We start from the raw sequence: 22,415 nt of genomic DNA, 5'->3' as shown, positions 1-22,415 counted from the left end.
TGCCGGTAAATTTGCGACACGCCGAGCTTTTCGACCGCAATTCACGGCGTGTCGCAAAATTTACCGGCATAGCGTGCGCTCTCGCTCGCCCAATTCTCCACAGATCGGGCTCAGCCCAGCACACTTCGGCCAGCGGGACTATTCTCAGCGCATGGACGATAACGTCGCATGGGTCTTCGAGAAGAAAGACGTCGCTCAGCCGCGCCTCTGCCAGCAGTGCGGCGACCCCCTCGAAGTCACCTGGCACGGCACGGGTTACGACTACGGCTGCGCCAACTTCGCCTGCCCGCAGCTGTACTTCGGTCCGCAATACTCAGAGGCCGAGCTGGCGAGCACCGTTTCGCCCGAGGTGCGCGCGCCCAACTGCCCGCGCTGCCTCATGCCCATGCAGATCGTGCCCGACGACGAGACCTGGCAATTCGCCTGTGCGCACAGCGGATGCGACGGCATCTGGCCCCCCACCGGCTCCTGAACCGCCGCCACAGCCCCCGCCGCCACAGCCCCCGCCGCCACAGCCCGCGCTCGCAGGCCCCAGCCCGCGCTCGCAGCGCCCCCGTCCGCGCCGCAGCCCAGCAGCTACCTCGTGTTGCACCGCTCCCGCTCGTGCCGCCGCCCTATAGTCAACTCATGTCGAACAGCGGCCTCGCGCCCACAGCATCCGCTCAACTGACCGACCTCGCCCGCCGCGTTATCGCGCTTCTGCCCGACCACGGGCGCATCCTGGTCGGCATCGCCGGCAGTCCCGGCGCGGGCAAGACCACCCTCGCGATGCAGGTCGCCGCGACGGTGAACGCTCTGCTCGACAGCACCGAGATCGCCGTGCACCTCCCCATGGATGGCTTCCACCTCGCTAACGCCACCCTCGATCGTCTCGGCCGCCACGACCGCAAGGGGGCCATGGACACCTTCGATGGTTGGGGATTCGTCGTACTCCTCCGCCGTCTCCTCACCGAGTACGACCACACCGTCTACGCGCCGAGCTTCGATCGCAACGTCGACGAGGGAATCGCGGCCGAGATCGCCGTGCTGCCCAGCAACCGTGTCGTCATGGTCGAGGGAAACTACCTGCTCGCCGACACCGAGCCGTGGGTGCAGATCAACTCGCTGCTCGCCGAATCCTGGTTCTGCGAAACCAGCGAGCGCGAGCGCCTCCGCCGCTTGGTCGACCGGCACGAGCGCCACGGACGCACCCCAGAGGCCGCACTGGCCTGGGCCGAATCCGTCGATGGCCAGAACGCCCTCCTCATCGAGGCCACGCGCCCCCGCGCCACCCTCACGATCTCGGGCCAGTAGCCCCGCGCCATCCTCACCATCTCCGGCAGTATTCCCGCAGCGGGCACCCGTTCCGGCCAGTGATCCCGCACGCCTTGCCGGTTACAATGCAGCACGCCGGGGTTTGGTGCGCCAAATACGGCGTGTCGCCAAATTTGCCGGCACAACGAATCTCATTTCACCGCACCCTCAAGCCCGGTCCGCGCGCCATCCCGGTCGTTGGTCGAGCGGAGCCGAGACCGCCGTAGCCCAACGTTGGCTGCTTGCGAATCGCACCGATTCCCGTCACCGCCGACCCGTGAGTTTCAGCCCGACCGGTTCAGCGACCCGTGAGTTTCAGCTTCATGATTTGTTCAAATCGCCCAAGACGCACAGCTCGACACCCGAAACTCACGCCTCACCGAGCGGATGCCTATGCAGCGACCCCCCGACTACGCTTGAACCACAACAAACCTCGGGGGATAGTCAGTGACATCAAAGCCAGCACGCGCGGAACCACAGAGTATCGACAACACTGCGCTCATCATCGCCGTGCTCGCACCGGCCGCCGGTGTCATCGTGGCCCTCTTCGCCCGATCCGCTGCCCACAAACGCGGTGAGCGCAGCAGCACCCGCACCGTCGCAGCGCTCAGCATCGGCGTAGCGCTCTGTCTGGTGATCACCGGCGCCGCGGTCGCCGTCGTCATCGCCTGGTTCGCCGCCACAGCCGCCGCCACGTCGACCCTGCCCGCCGTGGGAAAAGAGCTCGTCGCCTTCACCCACACCAACGAGATCGTGCTCATCGCCGACTACGCGGACCTCTCCACCGCCGAGCTCAACGTCGTGGCCGCGGTCGTCGCGGAACGCCTCGACCGCGCGGGCTTTGCCCACGATGAAATCAGTGTCAAGGGCGCCGGAGTGTATGTCGTCTTCCCCGACGACGCCACTCCCGACGAGGTGGAACAGGCATCCGCTGTCGCCACGAAAACGTTCAGCGCCACCTTCCACCCCGTTCTTGCGGCCAACGATTCGGGCACCGTCCCCGCACCAGCAGCCGCCATCTTCGACGAAACCGTCTGCTCACCGGCGCACACCATAGAGGCGGTCGGCGATAATTACGTCGCTTGCAGCCGCGACGCCTCGGTCAAGTATGTGCTGGGACCGATAGCGATCCGCGGAGCACAGGTCGACGACGCCGTCGCCGTGCAGACGGCGACCGATCTCACCCTCAACACGGAGGCAACCACGGCGCTTGAGAGCGTGACCACCGACTTGCTCGAGCAGCAGCAACAGCCCGAAAACCAGCTCGCTATCGTGCTCGACGGCCAGGTGATCTCGGCTTCGGTCGTCATGAGCGTGCTCACCGACGGCCACCTCCAGCTCGTCGACGGACCCAACGCCACGCCAGCCCCCGCGCAGACCCTCGCCGTTCACTTTCTGCTCGCCGCCCAACTGGTCACTCTGGTCGAAGCCGCCACGACCGTGCACGACTAACCCGCCTGCCAAAACCCGCACCTCACCTCGTACCGTCGACCCGTGAGTTTCACCCGCCGAGCCGTGGCCCAAAATCCCTCGAAAAAATGGTCTGAAACTCACGGCTCGGCGAGCGGATGCCCCGCCCGCTACCTCGAGACGGCCGCTCGCCCGTCACATCGCGACAGGCGCCCGTCACACCACTAGATGAGGCCGGAGAGCGCGAGTCGGCGAGCCTCGACCGACGTTCCCTCCCGGCCCGCGTGAACCCGATTCGTGAGCAACACCGCATAGCCACCGGTCGAAAGATCCGCCACGAACGACGTGCCGGTGAACCCCGTATGGCCGACGACCGATGGCGACGTCGTGAACGTCGGCAGGCCCACGCGCAGTCCTTGAGCTTGTGTTCCCGAGGTACCAGCGGACGTGTCGGGTGTCGTCAGCCGTGCGATTGAGCGCGCACTTAACGGCACATTCCGTGACGCGATCGCCGCGGCGAGAGCCTCGACATCCTCTACGGTACCGAACAGCCCGGCATTGCCGACAGGCCGCCCGATGGACGCGGCAAGTTCATCGTGGATCTCGCCCCGAAGCATCCCGCGCAGCGGCTGATCCTCGGTCGTGACCGCTGCAGACGGCGAAATCGGTCCCCAGCGCAGTGTCGCAGCCCCGAGAGGTGCCGCTACTTGCTCGAGCACGATCTGGTCGAGCGGCCTGGAATGCAGGTGCTCGAGCACGATCCCCAGAACGATAAACCCCAGGCAGGAGTAGTCGTGCACGGTACCCGGCGGCGTGCGGGGAGCAACATCGAGCACATCGGCGAGCGCGGAATCTCCCGTACGCCAGGCCAGCGAACCCGCGCGCAACCCCGACGTGTGAGTGAGCAGATGGTGCGCGGTGACGCCCCCGCGCACGGCGGCGACGTCCATGATCTCGGTGATCGGCTGGTCGAGGCCGAGCAGTCCATCGTCGATGGCGGAGTGCACGGCGATGGCGGTGAACACCTTCGTGAGCGATGCGAGATCGAAAAGATGGTTGTGCGTTAAAGGCTCCGCGCCATCGGTCGTGCCGACCAGCTCACGCTGTACCTCGCCCGTCGACGTGCGCACGACGGATGCCAGCGCCGACCACCCCTCCGACGCGAAAGAAGCAGTCATTTGCTCATGCCGGAGGTCAGCCCGGAGATGATCTGCTTTGTCGCCAGGAGAAACACGATGACCAGGGGAATCGTGGCGATCGTGAGCCCGGCGAAGAGCTGCGGCCAGTCGGTGGAGTATTCGCCGAAGAACCGGGTGAGCCCGACGGGCAAGGTGTAACTGTCCCGGTCACGCATGAGGATCAGCGGGTAGAAGAAGTCGTTCCAGATCGGCACGAACCGAAAGACGATGACCGTCGCGAGTGCGGGGCGCACCAGCGGCAGCATGACGCTCCAGAACGCGCGGAACGGGCCGGCGCCGTCGAGCCGGGCCGCCTCTTCCAGCTCCAGCGGTAGCTGGCGAAAGAACACGGCGAGCACGAAGGTGCTGAACGGGATACCGAGTGCGCCGTAGACCAGAATCAGGCTGAAGATATTGCTGGTCATGCGCAGCTGGTCGAGCATGAAAAACAGGGGCAGAATCGCCAGGTGTACCGGCAGCATGAGCCCGGACAGGAACAATGCCTCGATCCCGTGAAAGAAGCGGCTCCGCGTGCGGGCGAACGCGTAGGCGGCCATCACCGACACCACGGTCGACAGCAGCACTGATCCCACGGTGACCACGACCGAGTTGATGAAGTAGGTCTCGAACGACGCCGTGACCCAGGCCTCCTGGAACGAGGTGAAGTTCAGCGGGATCGGCAGGCCGAGCGGCTCCGTTGCGATCTGCTGCTGGGTGCGGAGGGCATTCGAGACCATGAGCAGCAACGGCCAGATCGCGACGATCGCGTAGCCCCACAGAAAGACGTTCGAGGCGATGCGACCGGCGAGCGGACCTTCTTCGCGGCGGTTACGGCCCTTGCGACCGCGGTCGCGACCGCGCGATGGTTGCGGGGGCGCGGCATCCGCTATGACGGCCGTCTTCTCGGCGAGTGAGGTTGTCATCAGTACAGCTTCCTCTCAGCGCGGCGGATCACGCGGGTGATGCCCACGGAGATCGCGAGAATGAAAATGAACAGAACCGTGGCCAGAGCAGACGAGATACCGACGGAGTTGGGGTTTCCCGATTCGAAGGCGGTGCGGTAGAAGAGCAGCATCATCACGTCGGTCGCGCCGGCCGGGCTTCCGGATGAGCCGCCGAGGGCGAACGGGATCGCCATCGCTTCCATGGAACCGATGAAGGTCAGCACGGTGATGATCCCGATGCTCGGGGTGAGCAGCGGCAGCGTCACGTAACGGAAACGTTGAAAAGCGGACGCCCCGTCGAGCGAGACCGCCTCGCTGATTTCCTCGGGGATGCCGGCAATCGCTGCCCCGTAGAGCAGAATCGGAAAGCCGAGCCACTGCCAGGCGGTCACGAACACGACCACCCAGATCGCGAGGGTCGGATCGCCGAGCCACGGCAGGGCGAGGCCTTCAAGACCGACCCCGCGAAGGATTGCGTTGACCGGTCCGAACAGCGGCGAGAGCATGAGCGACCACAGATAGCCGATCACCATGGGGCTCACCAGGTAGGGCAGGGCGAAGATGGTCTGAAAGAACCGTTTGCTGCGCTTGCGCTTGTGCAGCAGGGTGGCGATGCCGAGCCCGAGCGAATTCTGAAAGATGAACGCGCCGATGAACAGCAGAATGTTGTGGGAGAACCCACCCCAGAGCTCGCTGGCGTATGGCTCACGCGTAAGCAGCGTGATGTAGTTGCCGAAACCGACGAAGCCGTCGCGGTTCGTGCCCTGCCACCCGAAGAACGAGTAGCTGAGTGCCGCGAGCATCGGGTAGAGGATCAGTACGGCGAACAGCAGCAAGGCCGGCAACACGAAGACGAGGGTCGACCCGAACCTCATGTGAACGCCGGCGTGACTGGCCGTGCGGATGAGCCGCGGGCGACGCGGCGGGAGGGCGATGGCCATACGAATTCTCCTCAGCGGAAGGGGAAAGGGTGAGCGTGGTGGGGGTCAAAGCCCCCACCACGTAATTTCAGGAGCCCGGAGTGAACCAGGTGGAGATCCCCGCTTGGAGATCTGCGGCGAGCTGCTCCGGCGTCTTCTGACCGAGGAACATGGCCTGGATGTCCGGGCCGAGCACCGCTGTTCCGGTCGGGTCGCCGTAGCGGAAGTCGACCAGCAGCAGGTAGGGAGACGGGTTCGCGAGGTACAGGTCGTTCATCTCCTGCATGAGCGGGTCGGAGTACGAGACGCCGGCAAGCGGGGAGAACTGCTTGAGCTCGTCCCCGACCAGCTGGCCGAATTCCACAGTGGTCATCCAGTTGAGCAGGTCGGTCGCCGGTTCCTGCTTCTCACTCGCGGCGTTGATGCCGAAGCTGCCGTCGGCGTACGACGGGGTCACCGCCTCTGACAGCACCGAGCCGGGAGCTGGCGGCACCTGGTAGACGCCCCACTCGGTGTCGGGGGCGGAGTCCTGGAACACTTTGAGATCGAACGAACCTCCGGGCCACTGTGCAGCTTGTCCGGCGGTGAACTGTAGGGTGGCATCCGCTACCGCGATGGCGCTCACGTTCGGATCGAAGTACTGCTGCATCTGCTGCACGAGCTCGAGCGATGCGACATAGTCGGGGTTGGTGAAGTCAGTCGTGCCGGCCTGAACCTGCGCGCCGAACTCAGATCCGCCGTAGCGCGCCGAGCCGATCAGGTCGTGGAACATGGGCAGCACCCACTCTTCGCGGGCACCGAGCGCCATCGGGGTGATCTCTGCTGCGAGCAGGTCGTCTTGCAGCTGGATGAACTCGTCCCAGGTCTTGGGCTCCTCGAGGTCGTTCTCGTCGAAGATGTCCTTGTTGTAAAACATGTGCATGGTCTGGTACGCGAACGGGACACCGTAGGTGACGCCGTCCTCCCGGCCCTGCGCTGCCTGCAGAACGGTCGGTTCGAACAGATCCAGACCATCGACGACGTCGTCGATCGGTGTGAGCTGGCCGGCCTGGATCGGTCCCTGGGCGCCGCCGTAAGCGCGGATCATTGCGACATCCGGGCCGTCCCGCCCAGCGAGACCGGTGGACAACAGCTGATTGTATTCCGTGGCCTGGAAGCCTTCGAATTCCACCGTGATTCCGGGGTTCGCGTCTTCATAGACGTCAAAGATGCGCTCCCAGTCGGGTGAGCTCGCTGCCTGCCACGACCAGACTTTCAGCGTGGTCGAGTCGCCACCGGCGTCGCTGCCGGCATCCCCCGGCGCGCAGCCGGCGAGCGCGAGTGCGCTCGCCGACAGCCCCGCGGCGAGCATGAGTGTTCTCTTCTTCATGACGTTCCCTTCTCTGGTTTTTCGAGTGAGGCGAGGCGGAGTGCCTCGCGTACGTTGTTGTCGCTTGCGCGCAGAAGCTCGCGAGCGTGGGGCACCTCGATCGTGCCGAGATGATGCACGAGCGCCGTCTTGACCTCGTCGTCACTCTCGGTCAGCAGATCGGCAGCGGCGTCCAGGCCGAGATCGAGCGCCTGGGCGAGGATGCGTACCGAGCGGTGACGCAGTTTCACGTTGGAGGCGACGAGCGAAACCATGAGGTTGGAGTAGGCCCGACCACGACGCACCATGACCGCGGTGGAAAAACCGTTCAACACGAACTTCGCGGCCGTCCCGGCCTTGAGACGGGTTGAGCCCGTGAGAATCTCCGGGCCGGTATCGGCGACGATGACAATGTCGGCGAAGATAGCGAGCGACGATTGCGGGTTGCTCGTGACGAGTGCGGTCCTGATGCCCCGCCCCTGCGCAGACCGCAACGCGCCGCGCACGTAGGGCGTCGTACCGGAGGCGGTGACGCCGATCGCTACATCGCCCGCGCCCAGGGTCGCAGCGGCGATAGCGCCTTGCTCTTCGGAATCTTCGGAGCCCTCGATTGCGGTCAGGAGAGCATCGTGGCCCCCCGCAATGTGCGCGACCACGCGGCCCGGTTCGAGATCGAAAGTCGGGATGAGCTCGGCGGCGTCGAGAACCGCGAGTCGACCGGAGGTGCCGGCGCCGAAGTAGGCGATCGTTCCGCCCTGCGCGAGGGTGAATTCTCCCGCGTCGACGAGGCGGGCCAATGCCGGCAGTGCCGCACGCACGGCGGCGGCGACCTCCGCGTCGGCGTCGTTCAAGAGGCACAGAATTTCGATCGATTCAAGTTGATCGAGGTCCATCGACGCCGGATGACGTCGCTCTGTCCGGGGCAAATTTGCCGTGTCGGCGGTATGCATGCTGTCCGTTCGCTCGGATGGTAGCCGCCGAGCGGAGGGCCTCCAACCAGCGGTATGAGAAAAAGTACCAGAACTTTTGTCAGCGCTGATAATTATTTACAGAAATGAAACATTCCGTGCCAAGATGGAGCAACGAATCCGCTGTATCCGCGAGAAAGCGAAGCGCGCATGTCTTCAAACACCCTGACGGCAATGCACCAACGATTGGCCGAACTGACTCCCACCGAGCAGCGGATCGCTGCGCACGTGCTCGCTGACCCGAGCGCGGTGGTCGGGGCATCCATCACCCAGGTGGCCGCAGCGTGTGAGGTTTCCGTGGCCTCTTTGGCTCGTTTCGCCCGCACGCTGGGGTTTCACGGCTACGCCGAATTCCGCCTGGCCATCGCCGTCGATGTCGACCGCGCAACGTCCGGGCGTGAGCGTTTTCAGGTGGGCGACGGCGAGGTCGGTCCCCTCGATGACGCCGAGACGACCGTGCGAAAGATCGCATTTCAAGAGTCGTCCGCCATCGATCAGACCGCGCGGGACATCGATCTCGTGGCCCTCGACACCCTGGCCGAGCGCATCTCCGGCGCCCGCCGGATTGACGTCTACGGCTTCGGGTCCAGTGCGCTCTCTGGCATGGACCTGCAGCAGAAACTACACCGCATCGGTCTGTTCGCGCAGTGCTGGAGCGACCATCACATCGCGCTCACCAGCGCGGCGTTGCTGACCGAAGCGGATGTTGCGATCGGCATCTCGCACTCCGGCCGCACGCTGGAAATTCTGCAGACGATGGAGGTCGCCACCGGCACCGGGGCCATGACCGCCGCGATCTCGAACGCACCGACCTCGCCGCTAGCCACCCGGGTTGATCTCCTGCTCGCGACCTCCGCCAGCGACACCCCGTTTCGAGCCGGCGCAATGTCGAGCCGCATGGCGCAATTGGCGGTGATCGACTTTCTGCTCGTGCGCATTGCCCAACGCAACTTCGACAGCATGTCAACCAACCTCGAACTCACCTACCGGGCCGTGCAGGGCCATCGCGTCGACTGATCACACGAACGAAAGGCCACCAGTGCACAACGGTATCGACCGGCTCATCGCCGGAACACCCACGCAACTCGTCGCCCGGCTGAAATCGTCACGGCTGGGTTACCTCACCAACGACCTCGCCATCACAGCGGATGCCCGCCGCGCGCGAGACGCGATTGTGGCCAGCGGGTATCCGGTAAAGCGGTTCTTCGGCCCGGAGCACGGGTTGAGCGGGCGAGCGAGCGAGGGCGCGGTCGTGACGAACGGGTCTGACCCGGCCACGGGCATCCCGGTCGTGAGTCTTTATGGAGAGAAGGTACGGCCGACACCCGCCGATCTCGACGGCCTCGATATCGTGCTCGTCGACCTGCCCGACGTCGGCAGCCGTTTCTACACCTACATCTGGACGCTCAGTCACCTGCTCGAGGCCTGCGCCGAGGCGGGGGTTGCGGTCGTGATCGCCGACCGGCCGAACCCGCTCGGCGGCGCTCTGGCGCAGGCCGAGGGCCCGATGCTCGATGAGGACTGCCACTCGCTCGTGGGCCGTTGGTCGATGCCGATCCGCCATTCCCTGACCATCGGTGAGGCGGCACGCCACTGGGTACGCACGCGCGGCATCGCCGTGGACCTCGAAGTTGTGTCCGTCGAGGGCTGGGACCGTGCCGAACCGACCTGGGCGATGGATCGACCGTGGATGCCGCCGTCGCTCAACATGCCCTCCGCCGCGACCGCGCTGCTCTACCCCGGCACCTGTCTCGCCGAGGGCGTCAACCTCGCGGAGGGACGCAGTACGGCAGTGCCGTTCCGGGTGATCGGCGCGCCGTGGCTCGACGGGGCTGCCCTGGCCGATCGGCTGGCCCAACTCGACCTTGCCGGGGTGAGCGCACTCGAGTACGGCTTCACCCCGTGGGTGCGCGACTGGGCCGGCGAGGCGTGTACGGGCATCATCTTGCACGTGACCGATGCGCAGGCATTCCGTCCCGTGCATACCGGTGTGCGCATGCTGGCTGCGGTCGAGGAGATCCACCCGGGAATGCTGTCGGAGCGCACCCACATGGCCATGCCGGGCGAGAGCTCGGCGACCCCGCTGGAGAAGCTGTTCGGCCACCGCGGGGCCTTCGACGAAATCACCGCGGGGGCGTGGAATGACCGTGCCGCGCTCGAGGTGCCGGACTGGGCCGACGCGGTGCGGCAGGATCTGCTCTACGGCTGAGCCTCGCCCAGTGCCGCGCCAGCCGCCCCGACCAGCGGGTCCACGGGCGGATGCATGATGCCGGCGGCGGTTTCCACCGCGAGACCTGAACGGTACCAGTACTCGAACCCACCGATCATTTCCCGCACCGAATAACCCCGCGCGATGAGCGCAGCGGCCGCTCGGGTGGCGCCATTGCAGCCTGGACCCCAGCCGTACACGACCACGGTTCGTCCGGTCGGAATGTCACCCCGCAGCTGAATCGCACCCAGGGCATGCCCGTGGTCCCACGACGCCTGCATGCGCGTGTCTACCAGAATGAATTCCCCCGAGTCCAGCCCGGCCGCGGCATCGAGCACGTCCACCTCGTAGGCGAGCCTTGCCGCTAGGTAATCAAGCATGGGCGATGGCCGCGAGCAGCTCCAGCTGGGCCGGGTCGCCCAGGGCCGAGCCCACGGCCACGGTGCGCACGCCGTTGGCGAGAAAGAGTGAAGCGTTCGAGGCGTCCATACCGCCGGTCGCTACGAATTTGGCCTGCGGAAACGGACCGGCCATGGTGGTGAACCAGGTCGGCCCGAGAATGCTGGCCGGAAAGGCCTTGAGCCAGGTCAGGCCAGACGCGAGGGCGGCCTGCACCTCCGAAGCGGTGGCAACGCCCGGCAGGGGCGGCATGCCGGCATCGAACGACGCGCGCACGATGACCGGGTCGTAGCCGGGGCTCACCGTGAAGGCGGCCCCAGCTTCGTGGGCCTGGCGCACGTGTTCGAGCGTGACGACCGTTCCGGCCCCGACCGATTTGCCGCGGTCTGCCCCGGCCGCCACCACGGCACGAAGCGCGTCGATGTCGCGGCTGGACTGGATCGGCAGCTCGACGCAGTCGATGCCGAGATCCCAGGCCTGCTGTGCCAACTCGAGGCTGCGCTCAACGCCGAAGCCGCGCAGAATGGCCATCAGCGGTTGGCCGTCGAGCAGGGGGCTGAGCGATTCATTCGATAGTGCGATCATTAGGGCCTCTCAAAGCGGTCAGTGGATGTGCAGAAAGTCACTCGTCGATTGCAAAACCAGTACGGCACGGTCGTGACCGGCCTGCAGGCGCTCGGCGCTGCCTTGGCCCTGCAGGAAAGCGTGCAGGTACCCGGCGGCGAACGCGTCACCGGCACCGACCGCCTCGACGACGGCCGTCGGGGTCGCCGGAACGAACACGGTTCCCGCAGGGGAGTACTCGGTCGCGCCCACGTCACCGTCTTTCACGACCAGATACGGCACGTGGGCCAACTTCGCCCGAACGTCGTCGGGAGTTCGCGTGTCCCACAGGGTGCGGGCTTCGTCGAGGCCCACGAAAACAATGTCGGCGCCGCCGGCCGAGTGTGCGAGCGCTGGAGCAGCCTCGGTCACGCTCCACAGGGCGCTGCGATAGTTCACGTCGAAGCTCAGCAGCGTGGGCGCCGCGGCAACCCGAGCGATGACGGCCGCGACCAGCTCGGCACAGCTCGCCGACAAGGCTTCGGTGATGCCCGACAGGTGCACGAGCCGAGCGCTTTCGAGGGGAACCGCAGCGACAGTCAAGGCATTCATGAGTGACGCCGCAGAGCCGGCGCGAAAATACTGCACGCCGTTACCGGGGTCCTTGAAGTACGCGCCCGTCGGCGCTGAGGTAACCCGGCGCACCCAGCCGGTGTCGACCTGGCGTTCGCGCAGCAGTCGTTCCACCCGCCCCCCGAGGGCGTCGTCGCCGAGCTGGCTCACCCACGCGGTCGGCGTGCCCAGATCGCACAGGTGCGACGCCACGTTCGACTCAGCACCGCCGATATCAAGCCGAAACGCGCTCGCGGTCTCCAGCGGCTCGGCCGCAAACGGCGTGACGAGCACCATGGTCTCGCCAATGGTGATCACAGTCTGGGTCATGGCTCCATAGTCAACTATTTGAGCGTATATTGCAACATCGTTGCAAATATTGCAACATGGTCGCGAGTCTGCGGTGGTTCTGATTAGATAATCGATAACAGAAATTGCAACTGCATGTGCACGACATGCAACGACTCGATCGGTACGGTGCAGACATCCGAGTAGACAACCACCAACTGTCGCCCCGCGACAAGGGCCTCCCGGCTCGAGCAGTCGGCCTCACGGTTGAACAGTTCCTGGCCACCAGCCCCCAGCTGTCCGAGTTTTGGACCCCGCTTCTCGTGCTCAGCGACGACGCCCTCGCGCACAACCTCGGCGTCATGGCCGACTGGACTGCGCGCCACGGCTTCTCGCTCATGCCCCACGGCAAGACCACCATGGCGCCCACCCTCTGGCAGCGCCAGCTCGACACCGGCTCCTTCGGCATTACCCTCGCCACGGCCGGCCAGGTACGAGTGGCCCGCGACTTCGGCTTCGACTCGATCATGCTCGCCAACGCGCTGACGGATGTGCGCGCCTTACGTTTCGTAGCTGCCCAGCTCGCCGACCCGAACTTCTCGTTCAGCTGCTGGGCCGACTCCGTCGATACCGTCGAGGTCATGGAACGCGCGCTCGACGGCGTCGAACTCGCGCGGCCAATCAACGTCTGCGTGGAGCTCGGCGCTGCCGGGGGACGCACGGGGGCGCGCACGCTGGCCGATGCGCGGATCGTGGCTGAACGCATCCGTCGGTCGTCGGTGCTGCGTCTGGCTGGCGTCGCGGGTTACGAAGGCTGCCTCGCCCACGACCGCAGCGAGCACGGGCTCGCCGCCGTGCGCGACTACCTCGGCAAGATGCTCGAACTGCACACGAGCCTGGCCGACGAGTACGACGACCAGGAGGTCATTCTCACGGCCGGCGGCAGCGCCTACTTCGACCTCGTCGATGAGGTCTTCGCCCCCATCACGAATCCAGTGCCGCGCACGCGCTATGTGCTGCGTTCCGGCGCCTATCTCACCCACGATGACGGCTTCTATCGGGGGATCTCCCCGCTGGATGCGTCGCGGCTGGTCGACGCCGACCCGGCGCACGTGCTGCAACCCGCGATGCGCGGGCTCGCGCGGGTGCTGTCGCGCCCGGAACCGGGACTCGCCCTGCTTGACGCCGGCAAGCGCGACTTTCCCTACGACGAAGGGCTTCCCATTCCTCAGGCCCGCGCCGACGACCTCGGAGCGGCCGCAACGCCGGTGACCGGGGCCTCGGTCAGCGCGATGAATGACCAGCACAGTTTTCTACGGCTGGACCCGGCGCAGGAGCTTCGGATCGGCTCGGTCGTGACGCTCGGGTTGTCGCACCCGTGCACCGCGTTCGACAAGTGGCGTTGCATCCCCGTCGTCCAGAACTGGGAGTCCGACCTCGTCGTGGGCCTGGTGCGCACCTACTTCTAAAAAGTGTGCAATATACGCACACGGGCGTGCAAATGTTACAAACCCGCAACATGCCGCTCTTCCGCCCGACTCCGGGCTAAACAATACTGAATTCACAGCATCTGCAACACGCGTTGCAACATATGCACGGGCACCATTGCACTAGGAGGAAACGTGAAAGTTCTAAAGACAGTCCCGGTCGCCGTGATAGCGATCGCCGCACTCGCACTCTCGGGCTGTGCGGGCGGTGGCGACGAAGCCGCCGACACAGCCGAAGCCGATGGCACGCTATCCGTGGCCACCTGGCAGTTTCTGGAGCCCACCCGCGGTGACGCTCTGTTCGACACGATCAACGGCTACACGACCGAGAACCCCGACGTGACGCTCGAAAAGGTCGAGATCGCTCGCGCCGACTACGAAAAGACCCTGAGTACGCAGTTCGGCGCCGGCGCCGGCCCCGACGTGTTCGTCATCCCCGACGCCTACTTCCCCCAGCTTGCCGATGCCGGCCTGCTCGAGCCGCTCGACGATGTCGTCAGCGAAGCAACCGAATTGCGCAACATCAACGACAACTACGTCGTCGACGGCAACCAGCTCGGCCTGGTCTGGGAGGTCGTTCCCTACTCTCTGTTCTGGAACACCGACATCCTCGCCGCTGCGGGCGTCGAAGCGCCCACCACCGTCGACGAACTGATCACCGCTGCGGCCACGATCACCGAAACCACCGGCAAGACCGGCTTCTCGGTTCGCCACCAGATGAACGAAGAAACTCCGTGGTGGACCGACCAGTCCAACTGGGAATTCGGCTACGGCGGCGAGTGGTCAGACGGTGAGAACCTCACCATCGACTCCGACGAGAACATCGAAGCCGTCGAGGCCTTCAAGTCGGTCTACGACTCCCCGGGCTTCGGTAAGGGCCAGGACGCCTCCACCTACCGCTCGGCTTTCGCAGCCGGCGAACTGGGAATGGCCATCGACAACTCCTCGGCCGTCATGACCCTCGTCGGCGACGCGGTTCCGGCCGACAAGATCGGCTCCGCCGTTCTGCCCTTCCCCGAGGGCGGTTCGGCCTACGCCGGCTTCTCCATCGGTGTCAACGCCAACTCCAAGAACAAGGAAGCGGCCAAAGACTTCATCAAGTGGATGCTCACCGACGACGCCCAGCAAAGCCTCGCCGATACGCTCTTCCCGTCGGCCATCGCCACCGAGATTGACGCGTCCGACGAACTGCTGAACGCCAACCCCTGGGTCGCCGCGTTCCACGAGCAGGTCAACGACGCCAGCAGCGTCATCATCGCCGGATTCGAGGCTGACACCTCTGCCATCCGCACGATCGTGCTCACGCAGATCGAACGCGTGCTCACCGAGGGTGTCTCCGCTGAGGAAGCCCTCGCCGAAGCTCAGAAACAGGCTGAAGCCCTCACTCAGTAGCACCAGCCACAGCCTGCTCGGGTGCGGCGGTCACTAGCCGCCGCACCCGAGCAGGGTCACCTTCCGCCCGACTTTCGAGGATTCGCATGGTCTCCGCAATTCCCCAGACGCGGCCCGCTCGTACGAAGAAACGCGTACGCTCGGCGCCCTACATCTTCATCGGCCTCGCCGTGCTCTACCTGCTCTTCTTCACGGCGTTCCCGCTGCTGACCGGGGTGAACCTCAGCTTCACCAACAGCAAACTGCTCAACCCCTCGGCCGGTTCATACGTGGGCGTCGACAACTACACCGCTCTCATCACCAGCGGTGCCTTCATGAAGAGCGTCTACACGACACTCATCTACACGGCGGCGACCGTGATTGGCTGCCTCGTTCTCGGCACGGCCTCGGCGCTCGTCATCAACGGGTTTCTGCCCGGCCGCGCGATCGCTCGCACCATCATGGTGCTGCCCTGGGCTGTGCCGACCGTTGCCCTCGCGCTCGTCTTTCGCTGGATCTACAACGACACCAACGGCATCGCCGGCGACGTCACTCAGGGGCTCGGGCTTGGCCAGGTGGGCTGGCTCATCGACCCCAATTACGGCATGCTCGCCGTGGTCATCGCCACGGTCTGGAAGCTCGCGCCCTTCGTCATGCTCATCGTGCTGGCTGCCTTGCAATCCGTTCCCGAGGAACTCTACGAAGCCACCCGAGTCGACGGGGCGGATGCCTTCACCACCTTCAAACAGATCGTCCTGCCGCAGATTGCGCCCACCATGCGCGTCGTCGCCCTGCTCATGACGATCTGGTCGTTCCGTCGCTTTGAGATCATCTGGCTGCTCACCGGAGGAGGCCCGGTCGACGCGACGACGACGATCGTCATCAACGTGTACCGCCAGGCCTTCAACAATGGAAACCTGGGACTGGCCGCGGCTGCCGGCGTGCTGGGGCTGCTGCTCTCGCTCATCGTCACCGTCGTCTACTTCTTCGTCGAACAACGCGCGACCAAAGCGAACGGGGTCGAATCATGATCGGCAGGCGCAATCTCAGCATCGGGGTGCGCACGCTGCTCGCCCTCGTGCTCGTCATCCTCGCGGGCTTCCCCGTGTTCTGGATGATCAACACGGCCATGACGCCGGTCGATGATCTCTACTCCAACAACCAGCGGATCATCCCCGACTTCAGTCGCACGCTGAACATCTTCCAGGTGCTGGTGAGTGACTCGCCCTTCCTCCGGTGGCTCGGCAACTCCGCCCTGGTGGCCGGGGGAACGACGCTGTTGAGCCTGCTGCTGGCCTGCCTGGCCGCCTACGCGCTGTCCCGGTACAAGTTCGTCGGCAAGGGCCTGATGACCTTCGGTTTCTTTGCCACCCAGATGCTGCCCGAAGCCCTGCTCATCGTTCCCCTCTATTCCATGTTCATGACCCTCGGGCTGCTCAACGAGCTCTACGGTCTCGTGCTCGTGAACACGGCCTTCGCCATGCCGGTCGCGGTGTTCCTGCTGAAATCGGCGATGGACACCGTGCCCTACGAGATCGAGGAATCCGCGCGGGTCGACGGCTGCAACGCCCTCACGATTCTGCAGGTCATGTTCATCCCGTTGATCGCGCCGTCCCTCGCGGCGGCAGCCGTCATCACCTTCTTCGACGGCTGGAACGAGTACCTCTTCGCGACCACGTTCATTCACGACACGTCGAACTGGGTCGCCTCCACCGGACTGGCCTCTTTCATCGGTGAATTCACCACACCGCTCGACATGGTCTTCAGCGGGGCGATCGTCTTCACGATTCCCGCGGCCATTTTCTTCCTCCTCATGCAACGCAAGATCGTCGCCGGTCTCACCGCCGGCTCTGTGAAAGGCTGACCCCGATGGCATCGCTCACATTTGACGCCCTGTCCAAGAGTTATGGCGCCAACACCGTCATCAGCGACTTCAGCGCCACGGTCGACGACAAAGAGTTTCTGGTCTTGCTCGGCCCGTCGGGCTGCGGCAAATCCACCATGCTGCGCATGGTCGCCGGACTCACCGACATCAGCTCCGGCACCCTGAAATTCGGCGACGACGTCGTGAACACCCTCACCCCCAAGCAGCGCAATATCGCGTTTGTGTTCCAGTCCTACGCCCTGTATCCGCACATGACCGTGCGGGCCAACATCGCGTTTCCGCTCATCATGGACAACTTCCGCTGGTGGCACCACCTGCCGTTCGTGGGTTCACTGATGCGGTCTCGGCTGCTGAAACGCCCCGACATCACGGCGAAGATCGAGCGCACCGCCGAGATGCTCGAGCTCACCGACTACCTCGAACGCAGGCCGAAAGCCCTCTCTGGCGGTCAGCGTCAGCGGGTGGCCGTGGCCCGTTCGATCATTCGCGAACCCGCGATCTACCTGTTCGACGAACCGTTGTCGAACCTCGACGCCAAGCTGCGCATGCAGATGCGAGCCGAAATTTCGGCCCTGCACGCGCGCGTGCAGAAAACATTCGTCTACGTCACCCATGACCAGGTCGAGGCGATGACCATGGGCACCCGCATCATCGTCATGAACGAGGGCGTCGTGCAGCAGTACGGCACCCCCGCCGAGATCTACAGCGCTCCCGCCAACGAATTCGTCGCCCGGTTCATCGGCTCCCCGCCGATGAACATCTTCGCGGCGACGGTGCGCGACGGGCTGCTCTATGTCGACGACGTGCCGGTGCTAAATTCCGCCGGCTGGGCGGCATCCGTTGTGGCGCTGGGGCTGCAGAAGGTCTCACTGGGCGTGCGGGCCGAGAAGATCGGGCTCAAGTCCCCGGGGGAAAGCACAGATCTGCTGTCGATCGAAGCGCACACCCTCGTGGTGGAACACCTCGGTGCCGAAACTGTCGTGGGCGTCAAGACCGGTCCAGTCGGTGCCACGGTCGACGTGGGGGTCGGCGCCAGCCGCGGCCTGCACTACGCGCGCATCGCCGGTGAGGAGCATTTCACGACCAATAGCGGATGCCGTATCACCTTTGCCAGCGACGCCGTTCACCTGTTCGACCCCGAGACCGGCACGCGACTGGAGCACTGACATGACCCGCCTGGTCCTGCGTAACGGCGTGATCGTCGACGGCAGCGCGGGGGAGCCGTACCGCGGCGACCTCGCGATGCGTGGCGACCGCATTGAGGCCGTTGGCGAGATCCCGGCCGAGGCCGGGGACGTCGATGTGGACTGTGCCGGCCGACTGGTGCTTCCCGGTTTCATCGATGCGCACTCGCACGGCGACGGCAAGGTCTTCGACCCCGCGGTGCAACTCGCGCTGCTGCGCCAGGGGGTGACGACCATCATCGCTGGCCAGGACGGCGTCTCCTACGCGCCCGGCGACGGGGCCTACGCGTCGGAGTATTTTGCCGCGATCAACGGCGAGCATCCGACCTATAGAGGGTCGAGCGTTGCCCACCTGCTCGCCACCTACGATCACACCACCAGGCTCAACGTGGCCTACCTCGTGCCGGCAGGAACAGTGCGCCACGAAGTTATGGCACGCAGCACCGAACCCGCCACCCCCGAGCAGCTGGCCCGCATGCGCGACCTCGTCACCGAGGGGCTGCGTGACGGCGCCGTCGGCCTGTCGAGCGGGCTTGACTACGTGCCCGGACTCTATTCGGACACCGCCGAACTGGCCGCACTGTGCGAGCCGGTCGCGGCCATCGGCGCGGTCTACGTCACCCACATGCGCGGCGGCTACGAGGCCAACTCGGCCGCCGGAGTCGATGAGATCGCCGCGATCAGCCGGCACTCGGGGGTGCGCACCCACATCTCGCACTTTCACGCCGAAGCCGACACGCTTCTTCCCCTGCTGGACCGGTTGCGGGGCGCAGACATCGACACCACTTTTGACGCCTACCCCTATACCCGCGGATGCACGCTGCTGGCCATGCCGCTGCTGCCGCCGGAATTGGCGATTCGCCCGCTGCAGGAGATTCTGCTCGAGTTGGCCCGCCCCGAAGCGAGAGAAGCACTCCGCCGGGAGTGGTTCCCGCAAATCGACCAGAAGCCGAGCCTCGGGCCGGCCTGGCCTACCATGATCACCCTCGGCCACATCCGTGCGCCCGAATACGCCTGGGCGCACGGCCTCACGATCGCCGAGGGAGCCGCGAGGGCCGAGGTCGACGTGATCGACTTCGCGCTCGATGTGTTGCTGGCCTCGCGGCTCGAAGTGAACGCCATCATGGCGGTGCGCTACGCTCGCCCGGTCGAGGAGCTGGGTCGCATCCTCTCGCACGAGCTGCACATCGGCGGGTCGGACGGCATCTTCGTGGGGGCGCACCCGCACCCGCGGGCCCATGGAACCTTCGCTCGCTACCTGCGCGAATTCGTGCGCGAACACGGCTTTTACACCTGGCCGGCGGCCGTGGCGCACCTCGCCACCCGGCCGGTCGACACCTTCGAACTCGGTGCGCGCGGGCGGTTGGCGACCGGGCAGATCGCCGACGTCATCGTCGTCGACGCCGCCGCGGTGGCCGACCAGTCCACCTATGAGGCCCCGGTCGCGCTGGCCACCGGCATCGACGATGTCTTCGTCGCCGGCCGGCCGGTTCTCGTCGCCGGCCAGCTCACCGCCGAATTGGCCGGTCAGGGATTACGACGGGTCCCGATAGGGCGATAACGTCGCAGTGTTGCAGTATTTGCATCAGCCAGGCCTCTAACCAGAAAGTAGTCCCATGTCGAAAAGCGTTCGTCGCGCCGCGCTCATCATCGACTCCATCGCGGAGGGGCCGAAGACGGTCGTGGAACTATCTCTAATGTTCGATCTGCACCGCTCCACCATGTTCCGTGAGCTGCAATCCCTCGAAGAGGTGGGCTACGTGCACCGGCGCAAGTCGGGCCAGTACACCCTGGGCCTGCACCTCATCTCGCTCTCCAAACTGGCCTTCGACAACCTCGACCTGAGAGAAGCCGCGCACGACCATATCCGCCGCCTGCACAAGGTGGTCGGCAATACCGTGCACCTCGCCGCGCTCATGGAGAGCAGCATCGTCTACGTCGACAAGGTCGAAGACCCCAACGGTGTGCGCATGTACTCCCGCATCGGCAAAGCCGTGCTGCCGTATTGCAGCGGCGTGGGCAAGGCCATCCTGGCCGATCTTGACGAAGGAGGCCGCAACGCGGTACTGGCCGGGTCGACCTGGGAGAAATTCACCGAGCACACCATCACCTCCCGGGACGCGCTCGACCGCGAGCTTGAGATCATCAAGAAGCAACGCTGGGCCGCCGACGACCGGGAATTTGAGGACTTCGTCAACTGCGTTGCCGTCCCCATCCACTCGTCGATGGGTGTCGTCGGCGCCTTGTCGGTGACCGCTATCCGCATGGTTCAGAACCTGCCCCAACTCAAAACTCACCTGCCCTTGATGCAACAGACTGCCGAGCTCATTTCTCGCGAGCTCGGATGATCACGGGTGTCGCGCTGCTTTCGTGGCGCGCGCCCACCACGAAAGGAACACCATGACGAAAATCGCCATCAGAACCGCCAACGCTCCGCAGCCGGCCGGCCCCTACAGCCAGGGAATCGTAGCCAACGGGTTCTTCTACAGTGCCGGTTTTGGCCCGCAGAACCCCGAGACCGGTGAGAAGGCAGCCACGGTCGGCGAGCAGACCCGACAGGTGCTGCGCAACATCTCCGCTGTGCTCGCCGAGCGCGGGCTCACCCTCGACGACTCCGTCAAGGTCACCGCGCACCTGCAGAACCTCAACGAGGACTTCGCCGAGTTCAACGAGGCCTACAAGGAGTTCTTCTCCGCGCCGTTCCCGGTGCGCACCACGGTCGGCTCCCAGCTGGCCAACATCCTGGTCGAGATCGACGTCGTAGCGGTGTTGCCCGCCGGCGAGTAGGCGCGACCCGCCCGCCGCACGCCCGGCTACCCGCCCGCCGCCCGCCCGGCTGCCCGCCCGGCTGCCCGCCCGGCTGCACGTTATGCCGGTAAAATTCCGACACGCTGGGCTATTTGCGCACCCGGCTCGGCGTGTCGCGAAATTTACCGGCATAACGTACGCGGCAGCCGCCTCCGGCCCTAAGCGCCGTGCCGTGCCCGCTGACCCGCGAGCGCGACGTGTTGGCCCGCGTTGGCCAGGAGCATGCTCTGGCGTGCACGGTGGAGCACACGGTAAGGTTTCGTTAGTTGACCTAACAAAACTCATTCCGCTGTTCCCCATGCCCCAGGATTGGCCAGATGGATTCCCCGGTGCCCGCCCGAAGCCGCACCGTGACACCCCTGATGGGGCCGGTCGCGGGCAAGAAACTCCTGCCCGAGCATACCCGCCGCCACAATCGTGCGCTCGTGCTGCAAACCCTCTATCGCGGCGCCCAATTGAGCCGGGCCGATATCGCTCGGGCCACCGGGCTCACCCGGGTGACCGTGTCGGATCTCATCGGCGAGCTCATCGACGACACGCTCGTGCGGGAGCTGGGCCGGCGAGAGGATGCCCGGCCAGGTAAGCCGGCCACAGTGCTCGACATCAACGTGGCAGCGTTCACCATCATTGGCATTGACCTGAGCCAGCCCGCGCTGTTTCGCGGCGCCCTGCTTGACCTCAACGGAGAAGTTCTTCGCCGCGCCGAGACCCGGTCGCCGGATGCCCGCGGCCATGTGGCCGTCGACGCCGTGCTCGACCTCATCGCCGAACTGGCCGAGCGCAGTCCCTCGCCGCTGCTCGGCATCGGCATCGGTTCGCCCGGCATTATCAACGAGCGCGGCGTGGTGCTGCAAGCCACCAACCTCGGCTGGACCAATGAAGACCTCGCGGACACGGTGTCGCGCCGGTTCGGGGCGGTCGCCGTGGTCATGAACGACGCTGACGCTGCCGCAATCGCCGAACGGGCGTGGGGCGACGCCGCCGCCGACGTCATCGTCGTGCGGGTGGGCCGCGGCCTCGGCGCCGGCGTCATCGTCAACGGACAGCTCGTGCGCGGCAGCCGGTTCGCGGCCGGCGAGATCGGTCATGTCGTGGTGGGCACCGACGGCGGGGCGCTCTGCACGTGCGGCAAGACCGGATGCCTGGAAACCTGGCTGTCGGTCCCGGCCATCCGTGGCCAGCTGCATCGGGCCGGGAGCGACGAGGTGACGAACGCCGTTCGGGAAGCCGCCGGGGTTCGCCTGGGCATCGCCCTGGCACCGGTCGTTGGCATGCTCAACGTGAGCGAGATCGTGTTGAGCGGCCCCCACGACGTGCTCACCGACCGGGTGCTCACGGTGACCGCGCAGACCATCGCCGCCCGCACAATGGCGATCGATGGCGCCCAGGTCACCGTGCGCCACAGTGACCTCGGCGACGACGGCGTCCTGCGCGGCGTTGCCGCGCAGGTCCTGGCCAGCCAGCTCGGCATCAGCTGACCCGAGCCGCCGGCCCGACCCGCCCGACCCGAGCCGCCGGCCCGACCCGCCCGACCCGAGGCGCCGGCCCGACCCGCCCGACCCGAGGCG

The 22,415-nt window shown here is 65.7% G+C and carries 22 protein-coding genes; 14 read left to right on the top strand and 8 right to left on the bottom strand.

Going from position 1 to position 22,415, the window contains the following annotated elements:
- Nucleotides 1–151: 151 nt before the first annotated feature.
- The 3 genes from CJ028_RS02305 (at nt 152) to CJ028_RS02295 (ending at nt 2,745) form a co-directional block, all read left to right on the top strand.
- Nucleotides 152–472: a hypothetical protein gene (locus tag CJ028_RS02305; RefSeq protein ID WP_105033676.1), complete on the top strand. Its 321-nt coding sequence runs from the start codon at nt 152–154 to the stop codon at nt 470–472.
- A gap of 155 nt (nt 473–627) precedes the next feature.
- The gene (locus CJ028_RS02300; RefSeq protein ID WP_105033675.1) at nt 628–1,293 is read left to right on the top strand and encodes a nucleoside/nucleotide kinase family protein; all 666 of its coding nucleotides are present in this window, start codon (nt 628–630) and stop codon (nt 1,291–1,293) included.
- Nucleotides 1,294–1,740: 447 nt separating this feature from the next.
- Nucleotides 1,741–2,745, top strand: coding sequence for a SecDF P1 head subdomain-containing protein (locus CJ028_RS02295; RefSeq protein WP_105033674.1), 1,005 nt, complete (start codon nt 1,741–1,743; stop codon nt 2,743–2,745).
- A gap of 182 nt (nt 2,746–2,927) precedes the next feature.
- Here CJ028_RS02295 and CJ028_RS02290 read toward each other — a convergent pair whose 3' ends face one another.
- From CJ028_RS02290 to CJ028_RS02270, 5 genes are all read right to left on the bottom strand, one after another.
- Complete coding sequence (locus CJ028_RS02290) at nt 2,928–3,881, bottom strand: serine hydrolase domain-containing protein (protein WP_105033673.1); 954 nt, start codon at nt 3,879–3,881, stop codon at nt 2,928–2,930.
- The gene (locus CJ028_RS02285; RefSeq protein ID WP_105033672.1) at nt 3,878–4,804 is read right to left on the bottom strand and encodes a carbohydrate ABC transporter permease; all 927 of its coding nucleotides are present in this window, start codon (nt 4,802–4,804) and stop codon (nt 3,878–3,880) included. Before CJ028_RS02285 ends, CJ028_RS02290 begins: the two co-directional genes overlap by 4 nt.
- Entirely contained in the window at nt 4,804–5,766 is a 963-nt protein-coding gene (locus tag CJ028_RS02280; protein ID WP_105033671.1) for a carbohydrate ABC transporter permease, read from the bottom strand. The genes CJ028_RS02285 and CJ028_RS02280 overlap by 1 nt, the downstream gene beginning before the upstream one ends.
- Before the next feature lie 67 nt (nt 5,767–5,833).
- Entirely contained in the window at nt 5,834–7,114 is a 1,281-nt protein-coding gene (locus CJ028_RS02275; RefSeq protein WP_105033670.1) for an ABC transporter substrate-binding protein, read from the bottom strand.
- Nucleotides 7,111–8,043, bottom strand: coding sequence for an N-acetylmuramic acid 6-phosphate etherase (locus CJ028_RS02270; protein WP_105033669.1), 933 nt, complete (start codon nt 8,041–8,043; stop codon nt 7,111–7,113). Before CJ028_RS02270 ends, CJ028_RS02275 begins: the two co-directional genes overlap by 4 nt.
- A 168-nt stretch (nt 8,044–8,211) precedes the next feature.
- On the opposite strand from CJ028_RS02270, the gene CJ028_RS02265 reads away from it, so the two are divergent.
- Both CJ028_RS02265 and CJ028_RS02260 read left to right on the top strand, forming a co-directional pair.
- Nucleotides 8,212–9,078, top strand: a complete 867-nt coding sequence (locus CJ028_RS02265; protein WP_105033668.1) for a MurR/RpiR family transcriptional regulator — start codon at nt 8,212–8,214, stop codon at nt 9,076–9,078.
- 22 nt (nt 9,079–9,100) lie between these two features.
- A complete protein-coding gene (locus tag CJ028_RS02260) occupies nt 9,101–10,270 on the top strand; it encodes an exo-beta-N-acetylmuramidase NamZ family protein (RefSeq protein ID WP_105033667.1) in 1,170 nt (389 codons plus the stop codon).
- Here the strand turns inward: CJ028_RS02260 and CJ028_RS02255 are convergent.
- Genes CJ028_RS02255 through CJ028_RS02245 form a run of 3 tightly spaced genes read right to left on the bottom strand, consistent with a single transcriptional unit; the run spans nt 10,261 to nt 12,154 of the window.
- Entirely contained in the window at nt 10,261–10,650 is a 390-nt protein-coding gene (locus CJ028_RS02255; RefSeq protein WP_105033666.1) for a rhodanese-like domain-containing protein, read from the bottom strand. The two genes, CJ028_RS02260 and CJ028_RS02255, sit on opposite strands and share 10 nt — an antisense overlap.
- Nucleotides 10,643–11,254 (bottom strand): bifunctional 4-hydroxy-2-oxoglutarate aldolase/2-dehydro-3-deoxy-phosphogluconate aldolase, encoded by a 612-nt coding sequence (locus CJ028_RS02250; RefSeq protein WP_105033665.1) that lies wholly within the window; start codon nt 11,252–11,254, stop codon nt 10,643–10,645. Before CJ028_RS02250 ends, CJ028_RS02255 begins: the two co-directional genes overlap by 8 nt.
- Nucleotides 11,255–11,272: 18 nt before the next feature.
- Nucleotides 11,273–12,154 carry a sugar kinase gene (locus CJ028_RS02245; protein WP_105033664.1) on the bottom strand — a complete coding sequence of 294 codons (882 nt, stop codon included), beginning with the start codon at nt 12,152–12,154 and terminating at the stop codon, nt 11,273–11,275.
- Nucleotides 12,155–12,279: 125 nt separating this feature from the next.
- Between CJ028_RS02245 and CJ028_RS02240 the strand changes: the two genes are divergently transcribed.
- The 9 genes from CJ028_RS02240 (at nt 12,280) to CJ028_RS02200 (ending at nt 22,325) form a co-directional block, all read left to right on the top strand.
- Nucleotides 12,280–13,581, top strand: coding sequence for a type III PLP-dependent enzyme domain-containing protein (locus tag CJ028_RS02240; protein WP_105033786.1), 1,302 nt, complete (start codon nt 12,280–12,282; stop codon nt 13,579–13,581).
- Between the two features lie 153 nt (nt 13,582–13,734).
- Complete coding sequence (locus tag CJ028_RS02235) at nt 13,735–14,991, top strand: ABC transporter substrate-binding protein (RefSeq protein ID WP_161498872.1); 1,257 nt, start codon at nt 13,735–13,737, stop codon at nt 14,989–14,991.
- Between the two features lie 86 nt (nt 14,992–15,077).
- The gene (locus tag CJ028_RS02230; protein WP_105033662.1) at nt 15,078–16,001 is read left to right on the top strand and encodes a carbohydrate ABC transporter permease; all 924 of its coding nucleotides are present in this window, start codon (nt 15,078–15,080) and stop codon (nt 15,999–16,001) included.
- Nucleotides 15,998–16,834 (top strand): carbohydrate ABC transporter permease, encoded by an 837-nt coding sequence (locus tag CJ028_RS02225; RefSeq protein WP_105033661.1) that lies wholly within the window; start codon nt 15,998–16,000, stop codon nt 16,832–16,834. The genes CJ028_RS02230 and CJ028_RS02225 overlap by 4 nt, the downstream gene beginning before the upstream one ends.
- 5 nt (nt 16,835–16,839) lie before the next feature.
- Entirely contained in the window at nt 16,840–18,021 is a 1,182-nt protein-coding gene (locus CJ028_RS02220; RefSeq protein ID WP_105033660.1) for an ABC transporter ATP-binding protein, read from the top strand.
- A gap of 1 nt (nt 18,022) precedes the next feature.
- Nucleotides 18,023–19,600, top strand: a complete 1,578-nt coding sequence (locus tag CJ028_RS02215) for an N-acyl-D-amino-acid deacylase family protein (RefSeq protein ID WP_105033659.1) — start codon at nt 18,023–18,025, stop codon at nt 19,598–19,600.
- Nucleotides 19,601–19,655: 55 nt separating this feature from the next.
- Nucleotides 19,656–20,387, top strand: coding sequence for an IclR family transcriptional regulator (locus CJ028_RS02210; protein ID WP_105033658.1), 732 nt, complete (start codon nt 19,656–19,658; stop codon nt 20,385–20,387).
- Nucleotides 20,388–20,439: 52 nt separating this feature from the next.
- On the top strand, nt 20,440–20,826 hold the full coding sequence (locus CJ028_RS02205) for a RidA family protein (RefSeq protein ID WP_105033657.1): 387 nt from the start codon (nt 20,440–20,442) through the stop codon (nt 20,824–20,826).
- A gap of 338 nt (nt 20,827–21,164) precedes the next feature.
- Nucleotides 21,165–22,325 (top strand): ROK family transcriptional regulator, encoded by a 1,161-nt coding sequence (locus tag CJ028_RS02200; RefSeq protein ID WP_240607037.1) that lies wholly within the window; start codon nt 21,165–21,167, stop codon nt 22,323–22,325.
- The last annotated feature ends 90 nt before the right edge of the window (nt 22,326–22,415 follow it).

This window comes from Cryobacterium aureum, from assembly GCF_002954245.1.
GTDB classification, from domain to species: domain Bacteria; phylum Actinomycetota; class Actinomycetes; order Actinomycetales; family Microbacteriaceae; genus Cryobacterium; species Cryobacterium aureum.
Note: the sequence above shows the minus strand (reverse complement) of the source record. Positions and strands in the feature narration are given on the sequence as shown.

Bases quoted from the DNA above. Each gene is read 5' to 3' on its own strand.
- CJ028_RS02305 (WP_105033676.1), top strand. From the start codon at position 152: ATGGACGATAACGTCGCATGGGTCTTCGAGAAGAAAGACGTCGCTCAG.
- CJ028_RS02300 (WP_105033675.1), top strand. From the start codon at position 628: ATGTCGAACAGCGGCCTCGCGCCCACAGCATCCGCTCAACTGACCGAC.
- CJ028_RS02290 (WP_105033673.1), bottom strand. From the start codon at position 3,881: ATGACTGCTTCTTTCGCGTCGGAGGGGTGGTCGGCGCTGGCATCCGTC.
- CJ028_RS02285 (WP_105033672.1), bottom strand. From the start codon at position 4,804: ATGACAACCTCACTCGCCGAGAAGACGGCCGTCATAGCGGATGCCGCG.
- CJ028_RS02280 (WP_105033671.1), bottom strand. From the start codon at position 5,766: ATGGCCATCGCCCTCCCGCCGCGTCGCCCGCGGCTCATCCGCACGGCC.
- CJ028_RS02275 (WP_105033670.1), bottom strand. From the start codon at position 7,114: ATGAAGAAGAGAACACTCATGCTCGCCGCGGGGCTGTCGGCGAGCGCA.
- CJ028_RS02270 (WP_105033669.1), bottom strand. From the start codon at position 8,043: ATGCATACCGCCGACACGGCAAATTTGCCCCGGACAGAGCGACGTCAT.
- CJ028_RS02265 (WP_105033668.1), top strand. From the start codon at position 8,212: ATGTCTTCAAACACCCTGACGGCAATGCACCAACGATTGGCCGAACTG.
- CJ028_RS02255 (WP_105033666.1), bottom strand. From the start codon at position 10,650: ATGCTTGATTACCTAGCGGCAAGGCTCGCCTACGAGGTGGACGTGCTC.
- CJ028_RS02250 (WP_105033665.1), bottom strand. From the start codon at position 11,254: ATGATCGCACTATCGAATGAATCGCTCAGCCCCCTGCTCGACGGCCAA.
- CJ028_RS02245 (WP_105033664.1), bottom strand. From the start codon at position 12,154: ATGACCCAGACTGTGATCACCATTGGCGAGACCATGGTGCTCGTCACG.
- CJ028_RS02240 (WP_105033786.1), top strand. From the start codon at position 12,280: ATGCAACGACTCGATCGGTACGGTGCAGACATCCGAGTAGACAACCAC.
- CJ028_RS02230 (WP_105033662.1), top strand. From the start codon at position 15,078: ATGGTCTCCGCAATTCCCCAGACGCGGCCCGCTCGTACGAAGAAACGC.
- CJ028_RS02225 (WP_105033661.1), top strand. From the start codon at position 15,998: ATGATCGGCAGGCGCAATCTCAGCATCGGGGTGCGCACGCTGCTCGCC.
- CJ028_RS02220 (WP_105033660.1), top strand. From the start codon at position 16,840: ATGGCATCGCTCACATTTGACGCCCTGTCCAAGAGTTATGGCGCCAAC.
- CJ028_RS02215 (WP_105033659.1), top strand. From the start codon at position 18,023: ATGACCCGCCTGGTCCTGCGTAACGGCGTGATCGTCGACGGCAGCGCG.
- CJ028_RS02210 (WP_105033658.1), top strand. From the start codon at position 19,656: ATGTCGAAAAGCGTTCGTCGCGCCGCGCTCATCATCGACTCCATCGCG.
- CJ028_RS02205 (WP_105033657.1), top strand. From the start codon at position 20,440: ATGACGAAAATCGCCATCAGAACCGCCAACGCTCCGCAGCCGGCCGGC.
- CJ028_RS02200 (WP_240607037.1), top strand. From the start codon at position 21,165: ATGGATTCCCCGGTGCCCGCCCGAAGCCGCACCGTGACACCCCTGATG.